17 protein-coding genes are annotated in these 23,702 nt (G+C 74.5%); 9 read left to right on the top strand and 8 right to left on the bottom strand.

Translation table 11 applies throughout. The annotated features are described in order from the left end of the window. The first annotated feature begins 78 nt into the window (after positions 1-78). Together ACIBPC_RS26360 and ACIBPC_RS26355 are read left to right on the top strand one after the other, a co-directional pair. On the top strand, positions 79-3,723 hold the full coding sequence (locus ACIBPC_RS26360) for a DUF6531 domain-containing protein (RefSeq protein ID WP_398848040.1): 3,645 nt from the start codon (positions 79-81) through the stop codon (positions 3,721-3,723). Beyond that, positions 3,723-4,340 carry a hypothetical protein gene (locus ACIBPC_RS26355; protein WP_398848038.1) on the top strand — a complete coding sequence of 206 codons (618 nt, stop codon included), beginning with the start codon at positions 3,723-3,725 and terminating at the stop codon, positions 4,338-4,340. The genes ACIBPC_RS26360 and ACIBPC_RS26355 overlap by 1 nt, the downstream gene beginning before the upstream one ends. Positions 4,341-4,367: 27 nt before the next feature. Here the strand turns inward: ACIBPC_RS26355 and ACIBPC_RS26350 are convergent, their stop codons facing one another. Next, positions 4,368-4,997, bottom strand: a complete 630-nt coding sequence (locus ACIBPC_RS26350) for a glyoxalase (RefSeq protein WP_398848036.1) — start codon at positions 4,995-4,997, stop codon at positions 4,368-4,370. A 100-nt stretch (positions 4,998-5,097) separates the two neighbouring features. Continuing rightward, positions 5,098-8,028 (bottom strand): SpoIIE family protein phosphatase, encoded by a 2,931-nt coding sequence (locus ACIBPC_RS26345; RefSeq protein ID WP_398848034.1) that lies wholly within the window; start codon positions 8,026-8,028, stop codon positions 5,098-5,100. A 200-nt stretch (positions 8,029-8,228) separates the two neighbouring features. On the opposite strand from ACIBPC_RS26345, the gene ACIBPC_RS26340 reads away from it, so the two are divergent. From ACIBPC_RS26340 to ACIBPC_RS26325, 4 genes are all read left to right on the top strand, one after another. Further along, on the top strand, positions 8,229-9,176 hold the full coding sequence (locus ACIBPC_RS26340) for an ABC transporter ATP-binding protein (protein ID WP_398848033.1): 948 nt from the start codon (positions 8,229-8,231) through the stop codon (positions 9,174-9,176). Next, entirely contained in the window at positions 9,173-10,000 is an 828-nt protein-coding gene (locus ACIBPC_RS26335; protein ID WP_362968546.1) for an ABC transporter permease, read from the top strand. Before ACIBPC_RS26340 ends, ACIBPC_RS26335 begins: the two co-directional genes overlap by 4 nt. Before the next feature lie 63 nt (positions 10,001-10,063). Then, on the top strand, positions 10,064-11,305 hold the full coding sequence (locus ACIBPC_RS26330) for a sensor histidine kinase (RefSeq protein ID WP_398848031.1): 1,242 nt from the start codon (positions 10,064-10,066) through the stop codon (positions 11,303-11,305). Beyond that, positions 11,302-11,910, top strand: coding sequence for a response regulator transcription factor (locus ACIBPC_RS26325; protein ID WP_362968548.1), 609 nt, complete (start codon positions 11,302-11,304; stop codon positions 11,908-11,910). Before ACIBPC_RS26330 ends, ACIBPC_RS26325 begins: the two co-directional genes overlap by 4 nt. Before the next feature lie 138 nt (positions 11,911-12,048). On the opposite strand, the gene ACIBPC_RS26320 is transcribed toward ACIBPC_RS26325, so the two are convergent. Further along, the gene (locus ACIBPC_RS26320; protein ID WP_362968549.1) at positions 12,049-12,654 is read right to left on the bottom strand and encodes an NAD(P)H-dependent oxidoreductase; all 606 of its coding nucleotides are present in this window, start codon (positions 12,652-12,654) and stop codon (positions 12,049-12,051) included. Positions 12,655-12,727: 73 nt separating this feature from the next. On the opposite strand from ACIBPC_RS26320, the gene ACIBPC_RS26315 reads away from it, so the two are divergent. Next, positions 12,728-13,372 carry a class I SAM-dependent DNA methyltransferase gene (locus tag ACIBPC_RS26315; RefSeq protein WP_398848029.1) on the top strand — a complete coding sequence of 215 codons (645 nt, stop codon included), beginning with the start codon at positions 12,728-12,730 and terminating at the stop codon, positions 13,370-13,372. Between the two features lie 11 nt (positions 13,373-13,383). On the opposite strand, the gene ACIBPC_RS26310 is transcribed toward ACIBPC_RS26315, so the two are convergent. After that, positions 13,384-14,322 (bottom strand): LysR family transcriptional regulator, encoded by a 939-nt coding sequence (locus ACIBPC_RS26310; RefSeq protein WP_362968551.1) that lies wholly within the window; start codon positions 14,320-14,322, stop codon positions 13,384-13,386. A 78-nt stretch (positions 14,323-14,400) separates the two neighbouring features. Between ACIBPC_RS26310 and ACIBPC_RS26305 the strand changes: the two genes are divergently transcribed. After that, positions 14,401-15,711, top strand: coding sequence for an aspartate aminotransferase family protein (locus ACIBPC_RS26305; RefSeq protein ID WP_398848027.1), 1,311 nt, complete (start codon positions 14,401-14,403; stop codon positions 15,709-15,711). A gap of 46 nt (positions 15,712-15,757) precedes the next feature. On the opposite strand, the gene ACIBPC_RS26300 is transcribed toward ACIBPC_RS26305, so the two are convergent. The 4 genes from ACIBPC_RS26300 to ACIBPC_RS26285 form a co-directional block, all read right to left on the bottom strand. Further along, entirely contained in the window at positions 15,758-17,134 is a 1,377-nt protein-coding gene (locus tag ACIBPC_RS26300; protein ID WP_398848026.1) for a VCBS repeat-containing protein, read from the bottom strand. Between the two features lie 108 nt (positions 17,135-17,242). Further along, positions 17,243-18,028, bottom strand: a complete 786-nt coding sequence (gene nagB / locus ACIBPC_RS26295; protein WP_398848024.1) for a glucosamine-6-phosphate deaminase — start codon at positions 18,026-18,028, stop codon at positions 17,243-17,245. Next, positions 18,021-20,855 carry an FAD-binding and (Fe-S)-binding domain-containing protein gene (locus ACIBPC_RS26290; protein ID WP_398848022.1) on the bottom strand — a complete coding sequence of 945 codons (2,835 nt, stop codon included), beginning with the start codon at positions 20,853-20,855 and terminating at the stop codon, positions 18,021-18,023. The genes nagB and ACIBPC_RS26290 overlap by 8 nt, the downstream gene beginning before the upstream one ends. Positions 20,856-20,921: 66 nt before the next feature. Continuing rightward, entirely contained in the window at positions 20,922-21,824 is a 903-nt protein-coding gene (locus tag ACIBPC_RS26285) for a MurR/RpiR family transcriptional regulator (protein WP_362968556.1), read from the bottom strand. A gap of 207 nt (positions 21,825-22,031) precedes the next feature. Between ACIBPC_RS26285 and ACIBPC_RS26280 the strand changes: the two genes are divergently transcribed. Further along, positions 22,032-23,588, top strand: a complete 1,557-nt coding sequence (locus tag ACIBPC_RS26280) for an ABC transporter substrate-binding protein (RefSeq protein WP_362968557.1) — start codon at positions 22,032-22,034, stop codon at positions 23,586-23,588. Positions 23,589-23,702 lie beyond the last annotated feature (114 nt).

Genomic DNA, 23,702 nt, shown 5'->3' with positions numbered 1-23,702 from the left:
GACACGTTGATCAAGTTCGCGCGGGGTGAGGGGTCTTTGCTGGATGTGGCGTTCGCTGCGCTGGACTGTATTCCGGGGATGCGGGGGCTGACGACCCTGGGCGGTCTCGCCCGTGGCATCCGCGGCGGTATCGGCGCCGCACGCACCGGACTACGCGGCATTGCCGTCGGCATCCGCGGCCTCGGCCAGAACATCCGCCGCATGGGACGCGACATCCGCGGCCTCTCCCTCTGCGGCGACCCCGTGGACATGGCCACCGGCGAACTCGTGATGTCCGCGACGGACGTCGAACTCCCCGGCGTCCTCCCGCTGATCCTCACCCGGCACCACCGCACCAGCGTCCGCAGCGGCCTGCTGTACGGACCGAGCTGGGCCGGGACCCTCGACCAGCGCCTCGTACTCACCGAGTACGAGGCACGCCTCCACACCGCAGACGGCATGGTCCTGCGCTACCCCGTCCCGTCCGCCCACAGCGGCGTCCTGCCCGTCGAAGGCCCGCACTGGCCCCTCGGCTGGGACGGCGAGCCCGGCGGCGAGATGACCGTGCGGCAGCACGACACCGGACTCACCCTGCGCTTCCGCCCCGTCCCCGGCCGCTCCCGCGCCACCCTGCCGCTCACCGGCGTCAACGACCGCAACGGCAACGCGTTCACCGTCACCTACGACGCCACGGGCCTCCCCGCCGGGATCACCCACGACGGCGGCTACCGCATCAGCATCGCCTGCGACCACGGCCGCATCACCCGCCTCACGCTCCTCAGCGACCCCGCCGAACCCACCCTCGTCACCTACGGCTACGACGCCGCGGGCGACCTCACCGAGATCACCGACCCGTCCGGCCTCCCGCTGCGCCTCGCCTACGACGCGCGCCACCGCCTCACCCGCTGGGAGGACCGCAACGGCACCTGGTACGACTACACGTACGACGGCGCCGACCGCTGCGTCGCCGCGGGCGGCACCGACGGCGTCCTCGCCTACACCTTCGCCTACGACGCCGAGGCCCTCACCACCACCGCCGTGGATTCCCTCGGCCACACCCGGCGCTACCAGTTCAACGACTGCTACCAGCTCGTCGCCGAGACCGACCCGCTCGGCCACACCGTGCGCCAGGAATGGGACCGGCGCGACAAACTCCTGGCACGCACCGACGAACTGGGCCACACCACGCGCCTGACCTGGGACGCGGCCGGCAACCTGACAGCCGTCGAACTCCCGGACGGCGCCACCACCCGCGCCCGCTACGACGACCTCGACCTGCCCGTCGAGGTCACCGACTTCGACGGCGCCGTGCGGCGCATGGAGTGGGACGCGCGCGGCAACTGCCTCTCGGTCACCGAGGCCACCGGCGCCACCACCCGCTTCACCCGCGACCCCAGCGGCGCCCTCGCCACCCTGACCGACGCCACCGGCGCCGTCCAGCAGTTCACCAACAACGCGGCGGGCCAGCCCGTCCGCTCCCTCGACCCCCTCGGCCACGAGACACGCATCGCCTACGACACGCACGGCCGCGTCACCACCGTCACCGACCCGCTGGGCGCCGCCACCCGCCACACCTGGACCGCCGGGGGCCTCCCCGCGTCCCTCACCCAGCCGGACGGCGCCACGGAGAGCTGGACCTACGACGCCGAGGGCAACCGCCTCTCCCACACCGACGCCCTCGGCCGCACGACCCACTGGACGTACGGCCCCTTCGACCAGCTGACGAGCCGCACCACCCCGGACGGCGCCCGCGTCGCCTTCGCCCACGACACGGAACAGCGCCTCGTCCGCGTCACCGACCAGCGCGGCCAGGACTGGACCTACACCTACGACGCGCTCGGCAACCCCACCTCGGAGACCGACTTCGACGGCCACACCGTCACCTACACCTACGACGCCGTGGGCCAGCTGCTCAGCCGCACCAACGCGGCCGGGCAGACCGTCACGTACGCCTACGACCCCGCGGGCCGCCTCACCGCCACCACCAGCGACGGCATCCCCACCGCCTACACCCACGATCACAGCGGCCGCATGCTCACCGCGACCGGCCCGGACGTCACCCTTGCGTTCACCTACGACGCCGCGGGCCGCACCGTCGCCGAGACCGTGGACGGCCGGACCCTGCGCACCGGACACGACATCCTCGGCCGCCCCGTCGAGCAGACCACACCGGCGGGACTGACCGCCCGTCACGCCTACGACGCCGCCGGGCAGCGCACCGCCCTGCACGTCGCCGGACGCGTCCTGACCAGCCGCCACGACCCCGCGGGCCGGGAGACCCGCCGCGGCCTCGGCACCGAGGGGCCCGTCATCGCCCATACCTGGGACGCCGCCGACCGGCTCACCCGCCAGACCGTCACCGTCCCCGGCGCCCCCGGCCCGGCCACCCCGGCCCGGCGCGACTACCGCTACCGCGCCGACGACAGCGTGGCCGCACTGGACGACTCCGCCACCGGCGCACGCACGTTCACCACCGACCCCGCCGGACGCGTCACCGCCGTCCGCGCCGACGACTGGTCGGAGACCTACGCCTGGGACGCGGCGGGCAACCAGACCGACGCCGCATGGCCCGCCGACGCGCCCCACGCGGACGACGCGCAGGGCGACCGCGCCTACGACGGCACCCGCCTCGTCCGCGCGGGCCGCGTCGCCTACGAGTACGACGCCGCGGGCCGCGTCGTCCTGCGCCGCAGGACCCGGCTGTCCCGCAAACCCGACGTGTGGCGCTACGCCTGGGACGCCGAGGACCGCCTCACCTCCGTCACCACCCCGGACGGCACCGTCTGGCGGTACCTGTACGACGCCCTCGGCCGCCGCGTCGCCAAACACCGCCTCGCACCGGACGGTTCGGTCGCCGAGGAGACCCGCTTCACCTGGGACGGCACGGACCTCGTGGAGCAGACCACCACCGTCGCCGGGGACACCGAGGCGGTCACCCTCACCTGGGGACGCGACGGCGAGCGCCCCGTCACGCAGACCGAACGGCGCCATCTCGCCGACGCACCGCAGGAGATCATCGACGAACGGTTCTACGCCGTCGTCACCGACCTCGTCGGCACCCCCACCGAACTCGTGGACGAACAGGGCCGGATCGCCTGGCGCGCCGCCGCCACCCTGTGGGGACTGACGACATCCCGGCCCGGCGCCGCTACGGACACCCCGCTGCGCTTCCCCGGCCAGTACGCCGACCAGGAGACCCAGCTCCACTACAACGTCCTGCGCCACTACGACCCCTTCACCGCCCGCTACGTCACCCCCGACCCGCTCGGCATGGACGCGGGGCCCAACCACCGCGCGTACGTGGTCGATCCCCTCACCTGGACCGACCTCCTCGGACTGCTGACCTGCGCCCAGAACGCCGCCCAGCTGCGGCGGAACATGGCGGCCGAGAACCGGATCGTCGGCCCCGGCCAGGCGGCGGCCCACATCGTCCCCTCCGGCTTCAACCGCGGCGGCGCCCCCGCGATGCGCGCCCTGCTGCGGCGCTACAACATCGACATCAACGACGCGGCCAACGGCATCCCCCTCGGCCACCCCACCCCGCACAACTTCACCCACACCAACCGCTTCCTCGGCCGCCTCGACCGCCGCCTCCAGCACGTCGCCCGCATGGGCCGGATCCGCGGCCTCGGCGCGGGCGCGATCCGCCGGGAACTGCGCAGGGAACTGCGCCGCGTCGGCCGCCAGGTCGAGCGTGAGCTTGCGACGGGCAGGCCCGGCCCTGGCGCATCATGGACCGTGTGATGAGCGAGACCCACCGCGCGCCGCTGTCCGTCCACCGCCTGCTGCCCAGCCTCCTCGGCGACAGGGCGACGCTCCGCCTCGACGACGCGTCGCTCGACAGCGCGATCCGCTGGTGCATGTCCGGCGCGCCCGCGACGGACGCGGACCGTCCCGCCCGGGTCGCCGGCACGTGGTTCGAGGACGCCACCGAGCCCAAGTCCTCGTTCCCCAGCGACTACCCGTGCGCCCCCGTGCTGGGCCCCGAGGTGCGCGCGGCGCTGGGCGACGGGCTCGCCGCGTCGGGCGACCTGGTGCCGGTGGACACCGGTGACCCCGAGGACACCGGCGACGGCGCGTACTTCCTGCTGCTGGTGACCCGCGTGGTGGACTGCCTGGACGTGCGGCGCTCCTCCAAGCCCAAGCGCAGCACGGGCGAGATCACCAGGGCCGTCTTCCTGCCGGAGGCGCTGCCCACCGCGGCCGCCGCGTTCCGCGTGCCCGAGGCGCCGGGCGCCGTCTACTGGAACGGCTGGGCGGCCGACCTGCTCACGGCGCGCCTCGGCGACGACCTGGAGTCCCGCCTGTGCTGGTCCGAGGACCCGGCGCGCACCCCGCACCCCGACCCGTGGGGCTTCTGAGACAGGGGACCGGCCGCCCCGCCCGCGTCAGCTGTCGGCCAGGGCCGGTGACACGGCCTCCCACGCGAAGCCGTCCGGGTCGGTGAACGCACCGGCGTCCCCGCCGATCGCGATCCGGTGCGACCCGCTGCCGTCCGGCTTCACCCCGGCGTCCTTCGCCAGCGCCTTGTGCCGGTACAGCGCCAGCTTCACGGGGCCGGGGCCCGACGCGAACTCGGCGTACACGCGGCCGAAGCTCTTCCCCACGGTGAGCCCCTTGGCCACGTAGAACCGCTTGCTCGCGGCCACGTCCGCGACGCCGAGCAGCAGCACGATCTCGTCGATCCGCCGGGTGACAGGCCCGGGGTCCTTCTTCGCCGACGTCGCGACCTTCCAGATCGTGCCGTCGGGGGCCTGGACGACACCGCCGTAGCCCCACAGCGACTTCGCCGCGGGCTTCAGCGGCGTGGCACCGGCGTCGAGCGCGGTGCCGATCAGACTGTCCACGGTGCCGGGGCCCTGCACGGTGAGCGACAGGGTGAAGCCGCGGAAGCCGGTCGTGGGCGCCTCGGAGGCCCGCAGCCGCAGCTGCGTGTCCAGGCCGAAGGCGTCGGAGTAGAAGCGTCGGGCGGCCGTCGGGTCGGCCACCTCCAGGGTCACGGATGCGATGTCTGCCATGCCCGCAACGCTAGGTCCGGGGGCCCGGGCGCTGCTTCTCTAATCCTGATCAGTGGGGCCTGATCAGTGAGAGGGGCCCTGATCAGTGGGGCCTGATCAGTCAGAGCTGGGCGTCGAGGGGCAGCTGTGCCCAGACGACCTTGCCGTTCGCGGTGTACCGGGTGCCCCAGTGCGCGGTGGCGGTCCTGATGAGGTTCAGGCCGCGGCCGCTCTCGTCCATCAGCGCGGCGTGCCGGACGCGGGGCGTCGCCTCGCTGCCGTCGTACACCTCGATGATCAGCGTGGTGCTGTGGATCAGGCGCAGACGCAGGGGCGCCGAGGCGTGGCGGACGGTGTTGCCGATCAGTTCGCTGACGACGAGTTCCGCCGTCATCACGAGGTCCTCCAGGCCCCAGCGGGCGAGCTGCTCGCCCGTCAGGGCGCGTGCCTTGCGCGCCGAGGCGGCTTCGAGCGGCAGCTCCCAGGAGGCGATGCGGTCGGCGGGGATGCGGTGCAGGCTGACGGCGAGGAGCGCGGCGTCGTCCCGCGTGCGCCGTTCCTCGTGGGGGAGGGCGTCCATGACGGCGTCGCACAGGTCGGCCAGCCGCCCCGCGCCGTCGCCCGCGCCCGGGTGGTCCGGCCCCTCGGTCAGCCCGGCGAGCGTGTCGGTGAGCCGCCGCATGCCGGTGTCCGGGTCGGAGGCCGCGGTGGCGATGAGCCCGTCGGTGTAGAGCACCAGCAGGCTGTCCGGGGGCAGGACGAGCTGGGACGCCTCGTACGGGGTCTGGTCGAAGCCCAGCGGCGGGCCCGTGGTGACGTCCGGGTGGTGGGGCCGCCCGCCGGGCGGGACGATCACCGGCGGCAGGTGCCCGGCGGAGGCCATGGCCAGCTCGCCGTTGGTCGGGTCGTAGATCGCGTACAGGCAGCTGACCAGGCGGCGGTCGAACGGGTCGGTGGCGTCGTCGAGTTCGGCGACGAGCCGCGCGGTGATCTCGGTCAGGAAGAGCAGCATCTCCTCCGGGTCGAGGTCCAGGATGGCCAGCGCCGCCGAGGCCGAGCGCAGCCGCGCCATGATGGTCGCCTCGCGCAGGCCGTGGCCCGCGACGTCCCCGATGACCAGCGCGACGCGTTCCCCGGAGAGCGGGATGATCTCGTACCAGTCGCCCCCCGCCTCCTCGCCGCCCGCCGAACGGTAGCGCGCGGCGGCGTCCAGGGCGGGCAGGTCGTCCTCCAGCGTGGGCAGCCAGGCGCGCTGCCAGCGCTGGGCGCGGTCGTGCTCCTCGTCGTAGAGCCTGGCGCGCTCCAGCGCCTGGGCGACCAGGCCGCTGAGGGCCAGCAGCATGCTCTCGTCGCCTCCCGTCCAGGTGCGCGGCCGGGGGAAGGACACCAGCAGCGAGCCGGTGCGGTGGCCGCCGGCGACCAGGGGGAGCACCGCCCACGCGGCCTCCCGCCCCTCGCCCCGCGACCGTGCCAGCTCGCCCAGGGGCGGCGGGCAGGCGGCGGCGAACTCCTCCAGGGAGCCGAAGAACCGGGGCTGCGGGTCGAGGAGCGACGGGTCGCTGTCGAGACGGGCGACCCGCAGCACGGCGTCGGCGGGGTAGCCGACATGGCCGACGAGGTGCAGCCTGCCCCCGGCCAGCGAGTAGATCAGGACGCCGTCGCCCTCCAGCGGGGCGAGGAGCTGGGCGGCCACCGCGTCCACCACGTCCTCCGTGGTCAGGGCCTGCGAGAGCGCCGCTGTGACGGCCTCCACCCGTTCGGTCCTGGCGGCCTCCGCGCGGGCGGTGTCGACCTCCTCGGTCACGTCCGTCAGGAACACCACCACGTACCGGTCGGCGCGGATGACGCGCAGCCGCTGCCACCATTCCCTGACGCGGAGGTCCACGACGACGGGCTCGTCGCTGTGCCGCGCCTCCTCGAAGTGCTGTTCGGCGCCGCGCAGTTCCGGGATGGCGTCCCAGGGGACCCGTCCGACGAGTTCGGTCGCGTCGTGCGGACCGAGCCTGGTGACGGTGGCGTTCGCGTAGACGACGCGCCAGCTGTCCGCCGGGTCCACGATGAGCACGGGGTCGGTGAGGTGCCGCAGGATGCGCTCGACGACCTGCTCCGTCATGCGGCTCGTGGTGGTGTCCCAGCCGGTGCCCGTCATGCGGAGCGGCTCGCCGCCGGGACCGTACGTGACGTGCCCGCGCAGTTCCACCCACGAGACGCGGCCGGTCTTCGGGTTGGTCACGCGGTACTCGACGGCGTACACCTTGCCCGGGTGCGTGATGGAGGCCTGCATCTGTTCCAGGACACCGGGCAGGTCGTCCGGGTGGACGCGGCGCATCCACGTGTCGAGGCGGCCGTCCCACTCCTCCGGCTCGATCCCGGCCGCGCGCGCGATGACGTCGAAGCCCGTGTCGTCCACCTCAAGGCGCCCGTTCGGCTCGGTCAGGTCGACCTCCCAGGTGGCCACGTTGATCGCGGCCATGGCCTCCGACAGGCGCGAGCTGGACTCCTGCCACCAGGGCACCACGCCGGTGACGGGCCCCGGGGCGCGCGCCAGGCCCTCGCCGACCGTCGCGCCGAGGCGCCGGAGCGCGTGGCGCTGCTCCCCGTCGGGCGGGCGCGGCGTGAAGAGGGTCAGGACGCCGGTGAGGCCGCCGCCGCCCCGCAGCGGCACGGACAGGGCCCCGGCCGCCCCCTCGACGGGGAGCACGGTCCGGCCGGACGCCTCCCCCTCGCCCGCCGGGACCCAGAGCTGCTCGTCCGTCCCGGCGGCCCGCGCGGGCGCCGCGGGGTCGTCCTCGGTGAGCCGCTCCCAGGGCCGCGCGAGGTCCCTGGGCAGGCCGACGACGGAGGCGAGGTGCAGCGTGGCGTCCTGGCCGGTGACGAGGTGGGCGGCGCCGCCGAGCGCGGCGGTGGTGATGACGGCCTGTTCCAGGGAGAGCCGCAGCAGTTCGACGGCGTCCAGCTCGCCGGAGGAGACGGCCTCGCCGAGCAGCCGCAGCCGGGCGTCGTGGGCCCGGTCCTCGCACGGGTGGGGGCTCGCGCTGTCACTGGTCGCCACTGCCGACCCCTCTTCCCCTCGTCCACAAGAAAGAGATGAATGTCTGATCCGCCCAAAATATCCCACCGGGTCGGCGAGGGGCGGCGGCCGCCGGTCCCGCGCGCGCCGCCCCGCGCCCCGGCGCCCGGCATGACAGATGTCATACGAGGTCATGACAGTCCGCACGTCACCGCGGCCCTCCCCGGCGGAAGGCTGGAGGCATGACCGACACAGCTATCAGCGCGAGCGGCCTGTGGCGCCGGTACGGCCCCCCGGGGGACAGCGGGTTCGACGCCGTGCGCGGCCTCGACCTCGACGTCCGCGAGGGCGAACTCTTCGCACTCCTCGGCACCAACGGCGCGGGCAAGACGTCCACGCTCGAGGTGCTCGAAGGCCTGGCCCCCGCGACCCGGGGGACCGTACGCGTCCTGGGCCGCGACCCGTTCACCGAACGCCGCGCCGTACGCCCCGACATCGGCATCATGCTCCAGGAGGGCGGCTTCCCCTCCGACCTGACCGCCGGGGAGACCGCCCGCATGTGGGCGGGCTGCACGAGCGGCGCGCGCCCGGTGGGGGAGGCCCTGGAGACGGTCGGCCTGTCGGAGCGCGCCGGGGTCCGCGTCAAGCAGCTCTCCGGCGGCGAACGGCGCAGGCTCGACCTGGCGCTCGCCCTGCTGGGCCGCCCCCGGGTCCTCTTCCTGGACGAGCCCACCACCGGCATGGACGCCGAGGCGCGCCGGGCGACCTGGCAGGTCGTCCGCGACCTGCTGGCGGACGGCACGACCGTCCTCCTCACCACGCACTACCTGGAGGAGGCGGAGGAACTGGCCGACCGGCTCGCCATCATGCACAAGGGCCGGATCGCCGTCTCGGGGACCACCGCGTCCGTCACGGCGCGCAGCGCGTCGCGCATCCGCTTCCGCCTCCCCGAGGACATCGGGCGCTGGCAGCTGCCCGCCACGCTGGGCGCGCGCGGCGACGGCCGGGACGTACGGATCGCCACGCACGACCTGCAGGGCGCCCTGACAGAACTGCTGCTGTGGGCGCGCGACCACGGCGTGGCGCTCGCGGACCTCGACGCCCGCACGGCGTCGCTCGAAGAGGCGTTCCTCGACATCGCGGGGGACGGCAGGCGGCACGACGGCACGACGGAGGTGGCCGACCGATGAGCACGACCCCGCCCACGACGACCCCGCCCACGACGACCCGGCGCACCGCACCGGCGCGCACGACCACCGCGAGCCGCATGGCCGCCCTGGCCCGCGCCGAGGTCACCCTGCTCCTGCGCAACCGCACAGCGCTGTTCACCGCCCTCGTCATGCCCCCGCTGATGATCGCCGTGACCAAGCCGACGCTCGACCGCGCGGGCGCCCCCGCCGAGACCGGCCTCAGCTCCGCCGAACTCCTCCTCACCGGCGGCGTCGTGATGGTGCTGGCGCTCGTCGTCTACACCACCCTCGTCGCCGCGTACGTGAGCCGCCGCGAGGAACTCGTCCTGAAGCGCCTGCGCACCGGCGAGGTGCGCGACCCCGAGATCCTCGGCGCCACCGCCCTCCCCGCGGCCGTGATCGCCCTCGCGCAGATCGCCCTGCTGGTCGTGCTGGGCGCCGCGCTGTGGGGCGGACGGCTCCCCGAGCGCCCCGACCTGATGCTCGCCGGGGTCGCCCTGGGCACGGTCATGACGGCGGCGCTCGCCGCCGCGACCGCCGCGGTCACCCGCACCGTCGAGAGCGCGCAGGTGACGGCGCTGCCGCTGCTCCTCGTCGCGCTCCTCGGCTCGGGCGTCACGGTGCCGCTCGACGTGTTCCCCGACGGCGCGGCCGACGTGCTGCGCCTCCTGCCGCTCACGCCGGTGACGGACCTGGTGCGGGGCGGCTGGATCGGCGGCCTGGACGCGCAGGAGACGCTGCGCGCGCTCGGGACGGCGGCCGCGTGGACGGTACTGTCGGTGCTCGCCGTGCGGCGCTGGTTCCGCTGGGAGCCGCGCGGCTGAGCCCGCGCACGGCACGGCGGACGGACGGCAGGGCCGGTGGACGACAGGGGAGCGGGAGACAGCATGCAGGACCGTGCGCCGCGCGACGCGGCGGCCGGACCCCGGTGGCCCCGGTGGTGGACCGGCCGCTCCAGCACCGCCAGGGTCGAACTGATCACCCACGGGAGCTTCTACCTCTACGCCCTCGGGATGGCCGTCTCCGCCGCCGTCAGCGTGACGGGGACCCTCCACACACCGGGGGCCGACGTGGCGGCCGTGGTCCTCTTCCCCGCCTACGGCCTGACGGTCGGCCACGCGGCCTCCCAGGCGCTGCGCTGGACGGTCGGCCGCCGCGACCGGCCCACCGCGCTCATGGCGGCGGTCGTCGCGGTGGCGTTCCTGCTGCTGCCGCTCGTCCTGCGGGCACACCCGGCCGACCCGCCGCAGGACGACGAGCTGGCCTACGTCTTCGCGGTCGGCTGCGTGACGCTGCCGCTGGCCGTGCTCACCGTGGGGGCGGTCTCGGCGCCCCGGATCGCGGGCATGGTCGCGGCGGCGGTCGCGGTGGTGACGGCCGCCGGTGCGGTGGCCGGGCTGGCGGCGGAACCGGTCGCCGTGAACGCCTGGATCGCGTTCTGGCTCGCGGGCGGCGCGGCGCTCTTCGGCCGCCTCTCCGGCTGGATCATGCAGATCATGTGGGAACTGTTCGACGCCCGCGACACGCGCGCCCAGCTCGCGGTGGCGGAGGAACGGCTCAGGTTCGCCCGCGACCTCCACGACGTCATGGGCCGCAACCTCTCCGTCCTCGCCCTCCGCAGCGAACTGGCCGCCAGGCTCGCCAGGCGCGGCGCCACCGACGCGGCGGCCGCGCAGATGGAGGACGTGCAGCGCACCGCCCAGGAGGCGCAGGCCGAGATCCGCGCCGTCGTCCGCGGCTACCGCGAGGCCGACCTCGCCACCGAACTCTCCGGCGCCCGCGGTGTGCTGGAGTCCGCGGGCATCGACTGCGTCATCGACACCCCGCGCCACGTCGCCCTCACCCCGGCGGCGCAGGTGGCGCTCGGCTGGGTGGTCCGCGAGGCCACCACCAATGTCCTGCGCCACTCCGACGCCGCCGGCTGCGAGATCCGCCTGCGCGTGGACGGCGAACGGGCCGTCCTCACCGTCGCCAACAACGGGGCACGCCCCGCCGCGCGGCAGGGCGCCGGCACGGGCCTCACCGGCCTGCGCGAACGGCTCGCCACCCTCGGCGGCACCCTCACCACCCGCGCCCAGGACGGCACGTTCGTCCTGACCGCCTCCGTCCCCCGCCAGGAGGAACGATGACCCTGCGCGTGCTGCTCGCCGACGACGAGCACCTCATCCGCGGCGCCCTCGCGGCGCTGCTCGCCCTGGAGGACGACCTGGAGGTGGTCGCCGAGGCCGCCGACGGCGACGAGGCGCTGGCCATGGCACGCGCACATACCCCCGACGTCGCCGTGGTGGACCTCAACATGCCGGTGCGCGACGGCCTGTCCGTCGCGGCGGAGCTGCGGACGCTGCTGCCCGGCTGCGCCGTGCTGATCGTGACGAGCCACGGCCGCCCCGCCGCCCTCAAGCAGGCGCTGGCGGCCGGGGTGCGCGGCTTCCTGCCGAAGACCGTCTCCGCGCAGCGGCTCGCCGAGATCATCCGCCTCGTGCACGGCGGCACGCGCTACATCGATCCCGAACTGGCGGCGGACGCCATCAGCGCGGGCGACTCCCCCCTCACCGAGCGGGAGGCGGACGTCCTCGCCCTCGCCGCGGACGGCGCCCCCGTCGCCGAGATCGCCCGCCGCGCCTCGCTCGCGCCCGGCACCGTGCGCAACTACCTGTCGGCGGCCACCGCGAAGCTCGGCGCGGAGAACCGCCACGCGGCGGCCCGCCTCGCCCGCGACCGCGGCTGGCTCTGACCCGCGTCCGCCGCCCGCCGCCGGTACGGGATCGCGGGTACGCGGCGGACCGGTTCCGCCGACCCGCCGCGTATCCCTTCGAGGACGGACGAGGACGGACGAGGACCGGCTCACGCCGCCTGCGGGCGGGCCCGCGCCTCAGCCCGGCGGCGGGCCCAGCGGGGAGGCGGCGAGTGCCCGCGCCGTGCCGACGAGGTTGGCGGCCATCGCGCGGGCCGACTTCGCCGAGAAGTCGTGCCCCCGCTCGTCGTCCAGGTAGTCGGGTCCCGGGCCGGGACCGAGGTGCCAGTACGTCCACGCCTGTCCCGGCACGGTGTAGCCGATGTCGCCGAGCGCCCCGTGGATCTCGCTGATGACGTGGTGGGCGCCGTCCTCGTTGCCGGTCACCACCGTCCCGGCGACCCGGTTGTACGCCACCGGGCGGCCCTTCGCGTCCGTCTCCGACAGCATGGCGTCCATCCGCTCCAGGACGCGCTGCGCCACCGACGACGGCCGTCCCAGCCAGGTGGGCGACGCGACGACCAGGATCTCCGCGGCCAGCAGCTTGTCGCGCACCCCGGGCCAGGCGTCGCCCTCGCCCATGTCGCTCCGCACGCCGGGCCTGATGTCCAGATCGACGGCGCGCACGATCTCCGTGCCGACGCCGTGCCCCTCCAGGTGCCCGACGACGACCTTCGCCAGCGCCTCGGTGTTCGACGGCTGGGGTGACGGTTTGAGCGTGCAATTGATCACGATGGCTTTCACACGCCGCCCTTACCCGCCGCCCCTCGCACGGAACGTGACCGTCCGGGTGACAGCGCGGGCTACCCTACCCGCCATGCCCTCCGACAACTGGCTCGCCGACACCCGCACTTCCTACGACACGGTGGCCGCCGGCTACGCCGACCTGCTGCGCGACCGCCTGGCGGGGGAGCCGTACCTGCGGGCGGCGCTCGCCCTGTTCGCCGAGGCGGTGCACGCGGCGGGCGGCGGGTCCGTGGCGGACGTCGGCTGCGGTCCCGGGCATGTCACCGCCCACCTGCGCGGCCTCGGACTCGACGCGTTCGGCCTCGACCTGTCGCCCGGGATGATCGAGGTCGCCAGGCGGGACCATCCGGGCGTCAGGTTCGAGGTCGGGTCGATGACCGACCCGGTACTGTCTGCCGCGCCGGTGGCCGGGCTGCTCGCCTGGTGGTCGCTGATCCACGTCCCCGACGACGAGGTGCCCGCCGTGCTCGGGCACTTCCACCGGGCGCTGCGCCCCGGCGGGCCGCTCCAGCTCGGCTTCCACGTCGGCGACGGCTCCCGGCTGAAGACGCAGGGCTACGGCGGCCACCCCATGAACGTCCGGGTCCACCGCCGTCCCCCCGGGCGCGTGGCGGCCTGGCTGGGCGACGCCGGGTTCGAGGTGGAGGCGCAGCTGCTGCTCGGCCCCGGCGAGGAGGTCCCGCAGGCGCTCCTCTTCGCACGCCGCCCGGCCTGACACGTACGGCGTCAGGCGTCCGCCTCCCCGCGTCCCGCGCCGTCCCGGTGGCGCGCCGCCTCCGCCACGAACCGCCGCGCGGCGGCCGTGATGAGGGCGTCGCGGTGGGGGTGGCCGCGGGCGTGCAGGACGACGCGCCGCCGCACGCGGCCCGTCACCGGGTGCGTCAGCGGCCGGGCCACGGCGCCGCCCGGCAGGCCGGTCACCGCCAGGCGTGGCAGGACGGTGACGCCGATGCCCGCCGCCACCAGGCTGAGCGCCGCGTGGTGGTCGTCGAGGCGCGCGACATGGCGCGGCGTGAACCCCGCCTCGGCGCACGCGCCCGCGATGATCCGCCCGATCGGGCTGTCGTAGATGTCGTGGTCGATCCACGGCTCGGCCGCCAGCTCGCCGAGCGCGACCGACCCGGCGCCCGCCAGGGGGTGCCCGGCGGGGACGACGGCGAGCAGCTCCTCCGTGAGCAGGACATGGCGGCGGTGGCCGTCGAGGCGGAGCCCGGGGCCGTCCACCGGCTCGGTGCGGAGGTCGAGGTCCGCCGGGCGGCGGCCGTGGCCGTTCACCGGCTCGTTCAGGCTCACCTCGACGGTGATGTTCGGCCGCAGGGCGCGCACCGCGCGGACCACCCCGGGGACCAGCGTCTGCGCGGCGGACGCGCAGCAGGCGACGGCCAGCCGTTCCGCCTGGCCCGCGCGCAGGTCCGCCGCGGTCCGCTCCAGGCGGGCGAGGTCGGCGAAGAGGGGCCGCGCCTGCTCGGCCAGCTGGACCGCCGCGTCGGTCGGCGCGATGCCGCGGCCGTCCTTCTCGAAGAGGACGAGCCCGGTCTCCCGCGCGAGCGCCGCGAGGTGCTGGCTCACGGTCGCGGGGGAGTAGGCGAGGTTGCGGGCGGCGGCGCTGACGGAGCCCGCCGCGAGCACGGCCCGCAGGATCGCGAGGCGATGGGTGTTCAGCATGCGACGTTGAGGCTACACCGAACGATCCGCAGGTTTTCTCCGCTTGTTGCAGGCGATCCGTGCCGCCAGGGTGGTGCCATGGACGAGCGATTCAGGGAAGACGCCGACCGCCTGCTGATCCGCTACGGCGCGGACTTCAGCCCGCGCGTCATCGAACGCGCCGCCGGCGCCTACGTGTACGACGACCGGGGCGAGCCGATCCTCGACTTCACCTCGGGCCAGATGAGCGCCGTGCTCGGCCACGCGCACCCCGACGTCGTCGCGGCGGTCACGGCGGCCGTCGGGACACTGGACCACCTCTACAGCGGCATGCTCAGCCGGCCCGTCCTCGACCTGGCCGCCGCCCTCGCCGCCACCCTCCCGCCCGAACTGGGCAGGATGCTGCTCCTCACGACGGGCGCCGAGTCCAACGAGGCGGCGATCAAGCTCGCCAAGCTCTACACCGGCCGCTGGGAGATCGTCTCGTTCGACCGGTCCTGGCACGGGATGAGCCACGGCGCGGCGTCGGCGACGTTCTCGGCCGGACGCCGCGGGTACGGGCCGCCCGTGCCGGGGAACCTCACCCTGCCCACGCCCGACGCCTACCGGTCGCCGTTCCGCGCCGCCGACGGCTCCCACGACTGGGCCGCGGAACTCGACTACGGCTTCGCGATGGTCGACCGCCAGTCCTCCGGCAGCCTCGCCGCCTGCCTCGTGGAGCCCATCCTGTCGTCGGGCGGCATCATCGAGCTGCCGCCCGGCTACCTCGCCCGGCTCAGGGAACTGTGCGACCAGCGCGGGATGCTCCTGATCCTGGACGAGGCGCAGACCGGGCTCGGCCGCACCGGCACCCTCTACGCGTTCGAACGCGACGGCGTGGTCCCCGACCTGCTGACGCTCTCCAAGACGCTGGGCGCGGGACTGCCCGTGGCGGCGGTGCTCACCGGCGAGCGCATCGAACGCGTCTGCCACGAGCGGGGGTTCCTCTTCTTCACCACGCACGTGTCCGACCCGCTCGCCGCCACGGTCGGCGCGACGGTGCTGCGGGTCGTCCAGCGGGACGGGCTCGTCGCCCGCGCGGCGGAACTCGGCCGCCAGCTCGGCGCCCGGCTCGCGGAGCTGCACGAGCGCTACGACATCGTCGGCGACGTGCGCGGGCGCGGCCTGCTCCAGGGCCTCGAACTCGTCACCGACCGGCGCAGCAGGACGCCCGCCGACGCCCTCGGCCAGGAGGTCACCCGCGACTGCCTGGACCACGGCCTGCACCTCAACATCGTCCAGCTCCCCGGCATGGGCGGCGTCTTCAGGATCGCGCCGCCGCTCACCGTGACCGAGTCCGAGCTGCACGCCGGGCTGGACATCCTCGCCGCCGCCGTGGACCGCGCCGCCTCCCGCCGGGCCGCCGCCTGAGGGCCTCAGGTCCTGGGGCGGCCCGTTCCGGCCGCCCCAGGACGTGTCACTGGAGGACCGCGTCGGCGGAGGCGCCGTCGCCCCACCAGGAGGCGCCGGTGGCCGTGACGCCCGAGGCGGTGCCCGGCAGCCGGACCGACGGCTGCCTGCCATCCACCAGCAGGTCCGCGCGCCGGTCGCCGTTCGTGTCCCGCAGCCGCACGGCGGCGCCGAACGTGTCGTACGCCGTCCGCCCGCCCGGAACGCCCGCCGTTCCGCGGTCGAACACCTGCGAGCGCGTGCCCGTCAGGCCGCCGGAGCCGCCCCGCAGCACGTACGCCGAGCCGGTCGACTCGGCGGCCCCGATCGTCTCGCCCGGCGAACCCACCGCCAGGTCGGCGTAGCCGTCGCCGTCGACATCGCCGGCCGACACGGACTGGCCGAAGGCGTCGTCGGGCTCGGCCGCCCCCGCCACACCGGCGGTGGACTGCCCGATCCGCGCCGACGCGCCCGGCCCGTTCGCCCCGCCGCGCCAGACGCTGACCCGGCCCCGCCAGTCCGACCAGGTGTCGTCGCCGATCGCGATGTCCCCGTAACCGTCACGATTGAAGTCCGCGATCACCCCGTCCGCCGCCCAGCCGGTCTGGGAGTCGGCCAGGCGCAGCGAGGCGCCGGAGGCGAGGGTGGAGCCGCCGCGCACGAACCACGCCTCGGTCCCCTCCCGCCCCTCCAGGCCGTTGGCGCCGATCACGACCAGGTCGGTGGCGGCGTCGCGCGTGACGTTCCCGGCGATGAGACGGGTGGCGAAGAAGCCGACGTCCCGGTTCAGGCGGGTGAGGGAACCGGCCACGCCCGAGGGCGTGACGGCGCCCCGGAACACGTACGCGTACGAGCCGTCGATCACCGCGAGGTCGGGCCGCGCGTCGCCGTTGAAGTCCCCGGCGGCCAGGTCGGAGCCGAACTGCTCGTACGCACTGGGCGACTGGTTCGGCACATTCGTGCCGCCCGACAGCCCGTTCCGGCTGCCCCACAGCACGGTCACGGCGCCCTGCCGCTCCCGCCCCGAGACGGTCTCGCCCGGCGCGGAGACCGCCAGATCGGCGTAGCCGTCGCGGTTGAAGTCGGCGGAGGTCCGCACGGTGCCGAAGTCGTCGTCCGTCTCGTTGGCGCCCGGTACCCCGGCGCTGTTCTGGTGGACGACCTGCCGCCGGGTGCCGGGCCCCGTCGCGGTGCCGTACGTGATCTCCACGGCTCCCGCGCCCCGCGCCTGGTCCGACCACGGCAGGTAGGCGGCGTAGTCGCGGTACCCGTCCCCGTCGAAGTCGTCCGCGTGGCGGGCGGGCGCGGCCTGGGCCGTCCCGGCGGTCAGGGCGGGCAGCAGCCCGGCCCCCATGACCGCCGCGACCCCGAGAGTCGCGGCGGTCCTTAATGTTCTTCGTGGCATGCACATCTCCTCGACAGGAAGATCAACTGGGCGAACACAAGACGCCTGCCGGGGAGTCGAGGTTGTACGGGCGGCGGGCCCGCGTGCCCGCCGGTCCGTCCGCGCCGGTCAGATGTGCTGCGGGGCGGGCTTGTTGGCCCAGGCGTGGCGGTAGTAGGCGAGGTGGGTGAGGCGGGACGCCGCGGGCTCGTCCACGATCACGGTCGTGTGGGCGTGCAGCTGGATCGCCGACGCGGGGACGCTCGCGGTGAGCGGCCCCTCCACCGCCGCCGCGACGGCCTCGGCCTTCGCCGCGCCGAACGCCAGCAGGATCAGGTGGCGGGCGCGCAGGATCGTGCCGATGCCCTGCGTGACGCAGTGGACCGGCACCTCCTCGACCGAGCCGAAGAACCGGGCGTTGTCCCGCCGCGTCTGCTCGGTGAGCGTCTTCAGGCGGGTCCGCGACGTGAGGGACGACCCCGGCTCGTTGAAGCCGATGTGCCCGTCCGTGCCGACGCCGAGCAGCTGGACGTCGACCGGTCCCGCCGCGGCGAGCGCGCGTTCGTACGCCTCGCCCGCCGTGTCCGCGCGCGCCGGGTCGCCGTCGGGCACGTGGACGCGGTCGGGGGACAGGCCGAGCGGGACGGTCACCTCCCGGGTGATGACCGAGCGGTAGCTCTCCGGGTGCCCGGGGGGCAGGCCGACGTACTCGTCCAGGGCGAAGCCCGAGACGCGGCCGACATCCACGCCCTCCTCGGCGATCAGCCGGGCGAGCGCCCGGTAGACGGGGAGCGGCGAGGAGCCGGTCGCGAGGCCGAGCACCGCCTCCGGGTTCCGCCTGACCGTGTCGAGGACGGTGCGGGCCGCGAGCCGCCCGCCGGTGTCCGGGTCGGGGACGACGACGACTTCAGCCATGGGTGCGTTCCTCGGGGGTGTGCGGGGTGCGGGTGGCTCGTTCGAGCAGTTCGAGCAGGTGCCGGAAGTCGCGGCCCGTGGCGCGGCTCATGCCCAGCTCGCAGGTGCGGTTCGCGGAGGCGTGGGCGGCGAACTCGCGGGCGGTCAGCTCGGCCGCCTCGGGCGCGGTGGCGGACGCGGTCAGCTCCGGGTGCAGGAGCCCCCGGTCACCGGCGAACGCGCAGCAGCCCCAGTCGTCGGGGACGTGGACGTCGTCCGAGAGGCGTCCGGCGATCGCGGTCATGGCGGCGTTGGTGCCGAGCCGTGTCGAGGAGCAGGTGTGGTGCAGGGCGAGGGAGTCGAGCGGCTCGGTGACGGTGAGGGCGTCGAGGAGGTGCTCGTGCGTGAACTGCACGGCGTCGACGATGCGCAGTCCGGCCAGTTCGCCGCCCGCCTCGGCGGCGCCCGCGCGCATCGTCTCCAGGCCCTCCGTGCAGGAGGCGGCGTCGCAGACGACGGGCAGTTCGCCGTGCCGGGAGGCCTCCCACAGGGCGGGCAGCACCGTGTCGGTCATGCGCTGGTAGCCCTTGGTGTGGCCCTTCGACTTCCACGGGGTGCCGCAGCACATCGAGCCGATGCCCTCGGGCACCACGACCTCGACCCCGGCGCGGGCGCAGAGCGCGAGGAACGCGTCCGCCACGCCGCCGTTCCCCTCCGCTTTCTGGTCGGGACCGAACAGCGCGCCGACGCAGGAGGGGACGTACACGGCGGCGGGCCGCGCGGCGGCGACGGGCTTGCGTGCCCTGCCCCCGGCCGGGAGGTCGCCGCCGTACAGCGGCACGGTGTCGGCGCCGGCCACGGCGCGGCCCGCCCGCGTCACGGCGGTGACCACGGAGGAGGGCAGCGCCGAGGCCGTCGTCAGGGCGAGTCCGGCGAGCCGGGTGCCCGCTCCCCAGTGCCCGGCGGAGAAGTTCCAGGCGGCACGCTGGAGGCCGCCCCCGTCCTCCTGGCGGAGGCGGCGGACGAGGTCGCCGGTGTTGATGTGCACGGGGCAGGCGACCTGGCACATGCCGTCCACCGCGCACGTGTCCACGCCCGCGTACGCGTAGTCCTCGCGCAGCTCGGCGAGCAGCGCGGTGTCGCCCGCCTCCTCGGCGGTGCGCATCTCCCGGCGCAGCACGATGCGCTGCCGCGGCGTCAGCGTGAGGTCCTTCGACGGGCAGGCGGGCTCGCAGTAGCCGCACTCGACGCAGCGGTCCACCTCCTCCTCGACCGCCGGGACGCGCTTGAGGTCCCGCAGGTACGAGTCGGGGTCGTCGGAGAGGACCACGCCCGGGTTGAGCAGCCCGGCGGGGTCGAACAGCCGCTTGACCTCGCGCATCACCGCGTACAGCTCGTCCCCGTACTGCCTGCGGACGAACGGCGCCATGATCCGGCCGGTGCCGTGCTCGGCCTTCAGGGAGCCGCCCATGCCGAGGACCAGCCCGACCATGTCCTCCGTGAACCGGCGGTAGCGGTCGAGCGAGGCCGGGTCGTCGAAGCGCTCGCTGAGCATGAAGTGGACGTTGCCGTCCTTGGCGTGGCCGAAGATGACGGTCTCGCCGTAGCCGTGCCCCGCGACCAGGGCCGTCAGCTCCTCGCAGGTGGGCAGCAGCGCGGGCACCGGGACGACGATGTCCTCCAGCAGCGCCGTCGTGCCCTGCGGGCGGGCGCCCGCGACGGTCGTGTAGAGGCCCTTCCTGATGTGCCACAGGCGGGCGCGCTCCGCGGCGTCGCCGGTCAGGGCGAGCGGCACGGCCAGGTCGAGGCCGGCCAGCGCGGGCTCCCCCGCGGCGCGCTGCGCGGCCAGGTCCTGCGCGGTCGCGCCCAGGAACTCGACGAGGAACGCGGCGTGCCCCTCCACCGTGAGCCCGGCGAGCGCGGCGGGGGCGTCCGCCTCGGCCTGTGCCAGGCGCAGGGAGGTGGCGTCCATCAGCTCGATCGTCGCGAGCCCGGCGGAGACGAGGCCGGGCAGCGCGGCGGTGGCGGCGGCCAGCGTGGGGAAGACGGCCAGGCCGGTGGCGGCGGCGGGCAGGGCGGGGACGGTGCGGAAGGTCGCCTCGGCGATGAAGCCGAGCGTCCCCTCGCTGCCGACGATCAGGTGCGTCAGGATGTCGACGGGGGTGTCGAAGTCCAGGAACGCGTTCACCCCGTAGCCCATGGTGTTCTTCATGGCGAAGAGCCGCCGGACGGTCCGGACCGACTCGCGGTTGCCGCGCACGCGGTCGCGCAGGGCCAGCAGGCCGGTGTACAGGGCGGGTTCGGTGGTGCGCAGGCGCTCGTCGGCGTCGGGCGCGCCGGTGTCGAGGACCGTGCCGTCCGGCAGCACGACGACCAGGGAGTCGAGCGTGCGGTACGTGTTCTGCTCGGTGCCGCAGGCCATGCCGCTGGAGTTGTTGGCCACCACGCCGCCGACGGTGCAGGCCACCTCGCTCGCCGGGTCGGGGCCGAGCTTGCGGCCGTACCGGGCGAGGCGCGTGTTGACCTGGCGCACGGTCGCGCCCGGCTGCACGCGCACCCGTGCGCCGTCGTCCAGGACCTCGATGCGGCGGAAGTGGCGCCGCGTGTCGGCCAGCAGCCCGTCGGTGACGCCCTGGCCGCTGAGGCTCGTGCCGCCCGACCTGAAGGTCACCGGCCGTCCGTCCGCGCGGGACGCGCGCAGCAGGGCGGCGACGTCGTCCGCGCCGCGCGGCGCGGCCACCTCCTGGGGGACGAGCAGGTAGTGCGAGGCGTCGTGCGCCGCCGCGAGGCGGTCGAGCGCCCGGGTGCCGGGCGCCCTGCCCGCGGGCGTGGTCTTCCTCGGGCCCATCGCGGCGCCCCTTTCCGTGGTTCTGGGACTTCTCGTGGTCCTGGTGCGCGACCGCCCGGTCCCGGGTCAGCGCTTCTTGTCGGAGGCGGGCAGGCGGACGGCGGCGTAGGTGCTGCGCAGCGCGGACTGCGACGCGTCGTACGACGCCTGCGCCACCCCGGTGAACAGGCAGTCCACCACCATCAGCTGGGCGATCCTGCTGCCCAGCGCGCCCGCGCGGAACCGGGTCTCCCTGGCGGCGGTCGTCAGCGTGACGTCGGCGTTGACGCCGAGCCGCGAGCCCTCGTGGTTGGTGATGGCGACGCTCGACGCCCCGGCCGCGCGCGCGAGTGTGAGGAACTCCACGGTGTCCGCCGTCTCGCCCGAGTGGGAGACGACCACGACGACGCAGGACGCGTCGAGGGTGGCGGCCGACGTCCAGGCGTTGTGCGAGTCCGGCCAGTTGAGCGCCGTGCGGCCGATGCGGGTGAGCTTGCGCTGGAGGTCGAGCGCGACCAGGGAGCTGGCGCCGACCCCGAAGCAGTCCACGCGCCGGGCCGCCGTGATCAGCTCGACGGCCTTGGCGAGCGCCTGCCGGTCGAGGGTGCGCGCCGTGTCGGCTATGGACAGCGTCTCGTTGCGCGCGACCTTGGCGATCACCTCGTCCAGGGTGTCGTCGAGGTCGATGTCCCCGGAGACGGGCGGGACTTCGGCGTGCGCCAGCTTCTCGCGAGTGGCCTCCCGCGCAACGTCGATCCTGAGGTCGCGATAGTGTGCGTAACCGATGCGCTTGTAGAAGCGGACGACGGAGGTCGTCGACGTGCCGCACTGCTGGGCCAGGTCCGCGATGGACAGGTCCGCGGAGTCGACCGGTGCATCCAGGAACGCCTGCGCGATGCGGCGTTCGGACGGCCGCAACGACGGCAGTACGGCACGCATCCGCACCAACACCGTTCTGGAGTCCGGCCGTTCGGTCGATTCGTCGGCCACGCTCACTCCTTCCGTCCCGCTGAGTCGCGGGCGGCCAACGGTACCGGCCGCCAGTGACGTAAATGTGTTCGGGCAACATATTTACATACGAGAAGCGTTGGAGGTAAGTTTCTGCCTCATCCCGGCCCATGCAGGTTCACCGTCACGGCCGGAGGGGTGCCGGCGCCTCCCGAGCCGGACGTCGCTCACACGATCGAGGAAAGACCCATGTCACACAGATCGCGGATACTTCGCAGCGCGACCGCCGTACTGAGCGGGGCCGTGGCGACCTCGCTGCTCCTGAGCGGATGCGGCAGCTCGGACTCGGACGACGACTCGTCGGGCGGTTCCGGCTCCAACGGCGGCACCCTCGTCCTCGGCGTCACCTCCGACGCCGACACCCTGTTCCCCTGGAAGGCCACGCAGTTCCAGGCGGTCAACGTCATGCAGACCATCTACGGGACGCTGACCGAGCTGGACGACGGCCTGAGCGTCGTCCCCGGCCTCGCGGAGTCGTGGGAGACCTCGGAGGACGGTCTCACCCTGACCTTCACGCTGCGCAAGGACGTCACCTTCGCCGACGGCAGCACCTTCGGCTCCGAGGACGTCAAGAGCTCCCTCGACCTGATCGCCGACGAGGAGACCGCCGCGGTCGCCGCCTCGTCCCTGGCCTCGGTCGAGTCGGTGGAGGCCCCCGACGAGCACACCGTCGTGCTGAACCTGAGCAGCCCCGACGCCTCGCTGCCCGCCAACCTGGCCTCCATCAACATGGCCATCCTGTCCTCGGACGACACCGAGGAGGAGCTGAACACCGCGCCGAACGGCACCGGCCCGTTCCTCTTCGACAGCCGCGTCGCCAACCAGTCGATCACGCTGAAGAAGAACCCCGAGTACTGGGGCTTCCCGGTCGCCCTCGACGGCGTCGAGTTCCAGGTCATCCCCGACGAGTCGGCGATCGTCTCCGCCCTCCAGTCCGGCAACGTGCAGCTCGCCGTCTTCGACGACCCGCTGGTGGCCGACACCGCCAGGGGCGGCAACGTCACCGTGGACAGCGTCCCGCAGCTCAGCTACCACGCGCTCCAGCTCAACGCGACGCACGGCGACCTCGCCGACCTGAACGTCCGGCTCGCCATCCAGTGCGCCATCGACCGCCAGGAAGTCCTCGACACCGCCGCGCTCGGCGAGGGCCAGGTCACCGGCCCGATCACCTCCCCGGCCTTCCTGTCCGACCCGGCCGAGCGCCCCTGCCCCGAGCGCGACCTCGACAAGGCGGCCGAGTACCTCGCCGCCTCGGGCAAGACGGACGTGACGATCTCCACCATCGTCTCGCAGGGCGAGTACGCCACCTCGGTCAACGAGGCGCAGAACCTGCAGTCGCAGCTCGCCGAGGCCGGGATCACGCTGGACCTGGAGGTGCTGGAGTCCGGCGCCTACGTGGACCGCTGGGTCGCCGGTGACTTCGACGCCGCCGTCGCACTCAACGGCGGACGCCCCGACCCCGAGGGCATGTACGGCCGCTACTTCACCAGCGACGGCAACCTGAACGCCGTGGCCGGCTACAGCTCGGACGAACTGGACGACCTGTTCGCCCAGGGCCGCGCGACCGACAACGTCGAGGAGCGCCGCGACATCTACCGCCAGGTGTCCGAGGAGCTGGAGGACAACGCCGCCTGGATCTGGCTGTTCACCAGCTACAGCTACACCGCGTCCTCCTCCTCGGTGCAGGGCTTCGTGCCGCGCGCCGACGGGTCGCTGGTCGGGCTCCGCTCGGCCACCATGTCCTGACCGGCCGGCCCACCCGACCGACCCGCCGGCCCCTCCAGCCGGCCCGGCCGGTCCGACCGCCCCCCGAGGGCGGCCGGACCGGCCCCAGCCCGACCAGTCCGACCGCCGGGCGCG

The sequence above is a fragment of the Streptomyces sp. NPDC049879 genome, assembly GCF_044461265.1.
Taxonomy (GTDB): domain Bacteria; phylum Actinomycetota; class Actinomycetes; order Streptomycetales; family Streptomycetaceae; genus Streptomyces.
Note: the sequence above shows the minus strand (reverse complement) of the source record. Positions and strands in the feature narration are given on the sequence as shown.

Excerpts from the sequence above, each read along its gene's own strand:
- nagB (WP_398848024.1), bottom strand. The coding sequence starts at position 18,028 with ATGGCTGAAGTCGTCGTCGTCCCCGACCCGGACACCGGCGGGCGGCTC.
- ACIBPC_RS26310 (WP_362968551.1), bottom strand. The coding sequence starts at position 14,322 with ATGCTGAACACCCATCGCCTCGCGATCCTGCGGGCCGTGCTCGCGGCG.
- ACIBPC_RS26300 (WP_398848026.1), bottom strand. The coding sequence starts at position 17,134 with ATGCCACGAAGAACATTAAGGACCGCCGCGACTCTCGGGGTCGCGGCG.
- ACIBPC_RS26290 (WP_398848022.1), bottom strand. The coding sequence starts at position 20,855 with ATGGGCCCGAGGAAGACCACGCCCGCGGGCAGGGCGCCCGGCACCCGG.
- ACIBPC_RS26325 (WP_362968548.1), top strand. The coding sequence starts at position 11,302 with ATGACCCTGCGCGTGCTGCTCGCCGACGACGAGCACCTCATCCGCGGC.
- ACIBPC_RS26360 (WP_398848040.1), top strand. The coding sequence starts at position 79 with ATGCGGGGGCTGACGACCCTGGGCGGTCTCGCCCGTGGCATCCGCGGC.
- ACIBPC_RS26280 (WP_362968557.1), top strand. The coding sequence starts at position 22,032 with ATGTCACACAGATCGCGGATACTTCGCAGCGCGACCGCCGTACTGAGC.
- ACIBPC_RS26330 (WP_398848031.1), top strand. The coding sequence starts at position 10,064 with ATGCAGGACCGTGCGCCGCGCGACGCGGCGGCCGGACCCCGGTGGCCC.
- ACIBPC_RS26340 (WP_398848033.1), top strand. The coding sequence starts at position 8,229 with ATGACCGACACAGCTATCAGCGCGAGCGGCCTGTGGCGCCGGTACGGC.
- ACIBPC_RS26355 (WP_398848038.1), top strand. The coding sequence starts at position 3,723 with ATGAGCGAGACCCACCGCGCGCCGCTGTCCGTCCACCGCCTGCTGCCC.
- ACIBPC_RS26305 (WP_398848027.1), top strand. The coding sequence starts at position 14,401 with ATGGACGAGCGATTCAGGGAAGACGCCGACCGCCTGCTGATCCGCTAC.
- ACIBPC_RS26315 (WP_398848029.1), top strand. The coding sequence starts at position 12,728 with ATGCCCTCCGACAACTGGCTCGCCGACACCCGCACTTCCTACGACACG.
- ACIBPC_RS26335 (WP_362968546.1), top strand. The coding sequence starts at position 9,173 with ATGAGCACGACCCCGCCCACGACGACCCCGCCCACGACGACCCGGCGC.
- ACIBPC_RS26350 (WP_398848036.1), bottom strand. The coding sequence starts at position 4,997 with ATGGCAGACATCGCATCCGTGACCCTGGAGGTGGCCGACCCGACGGCC.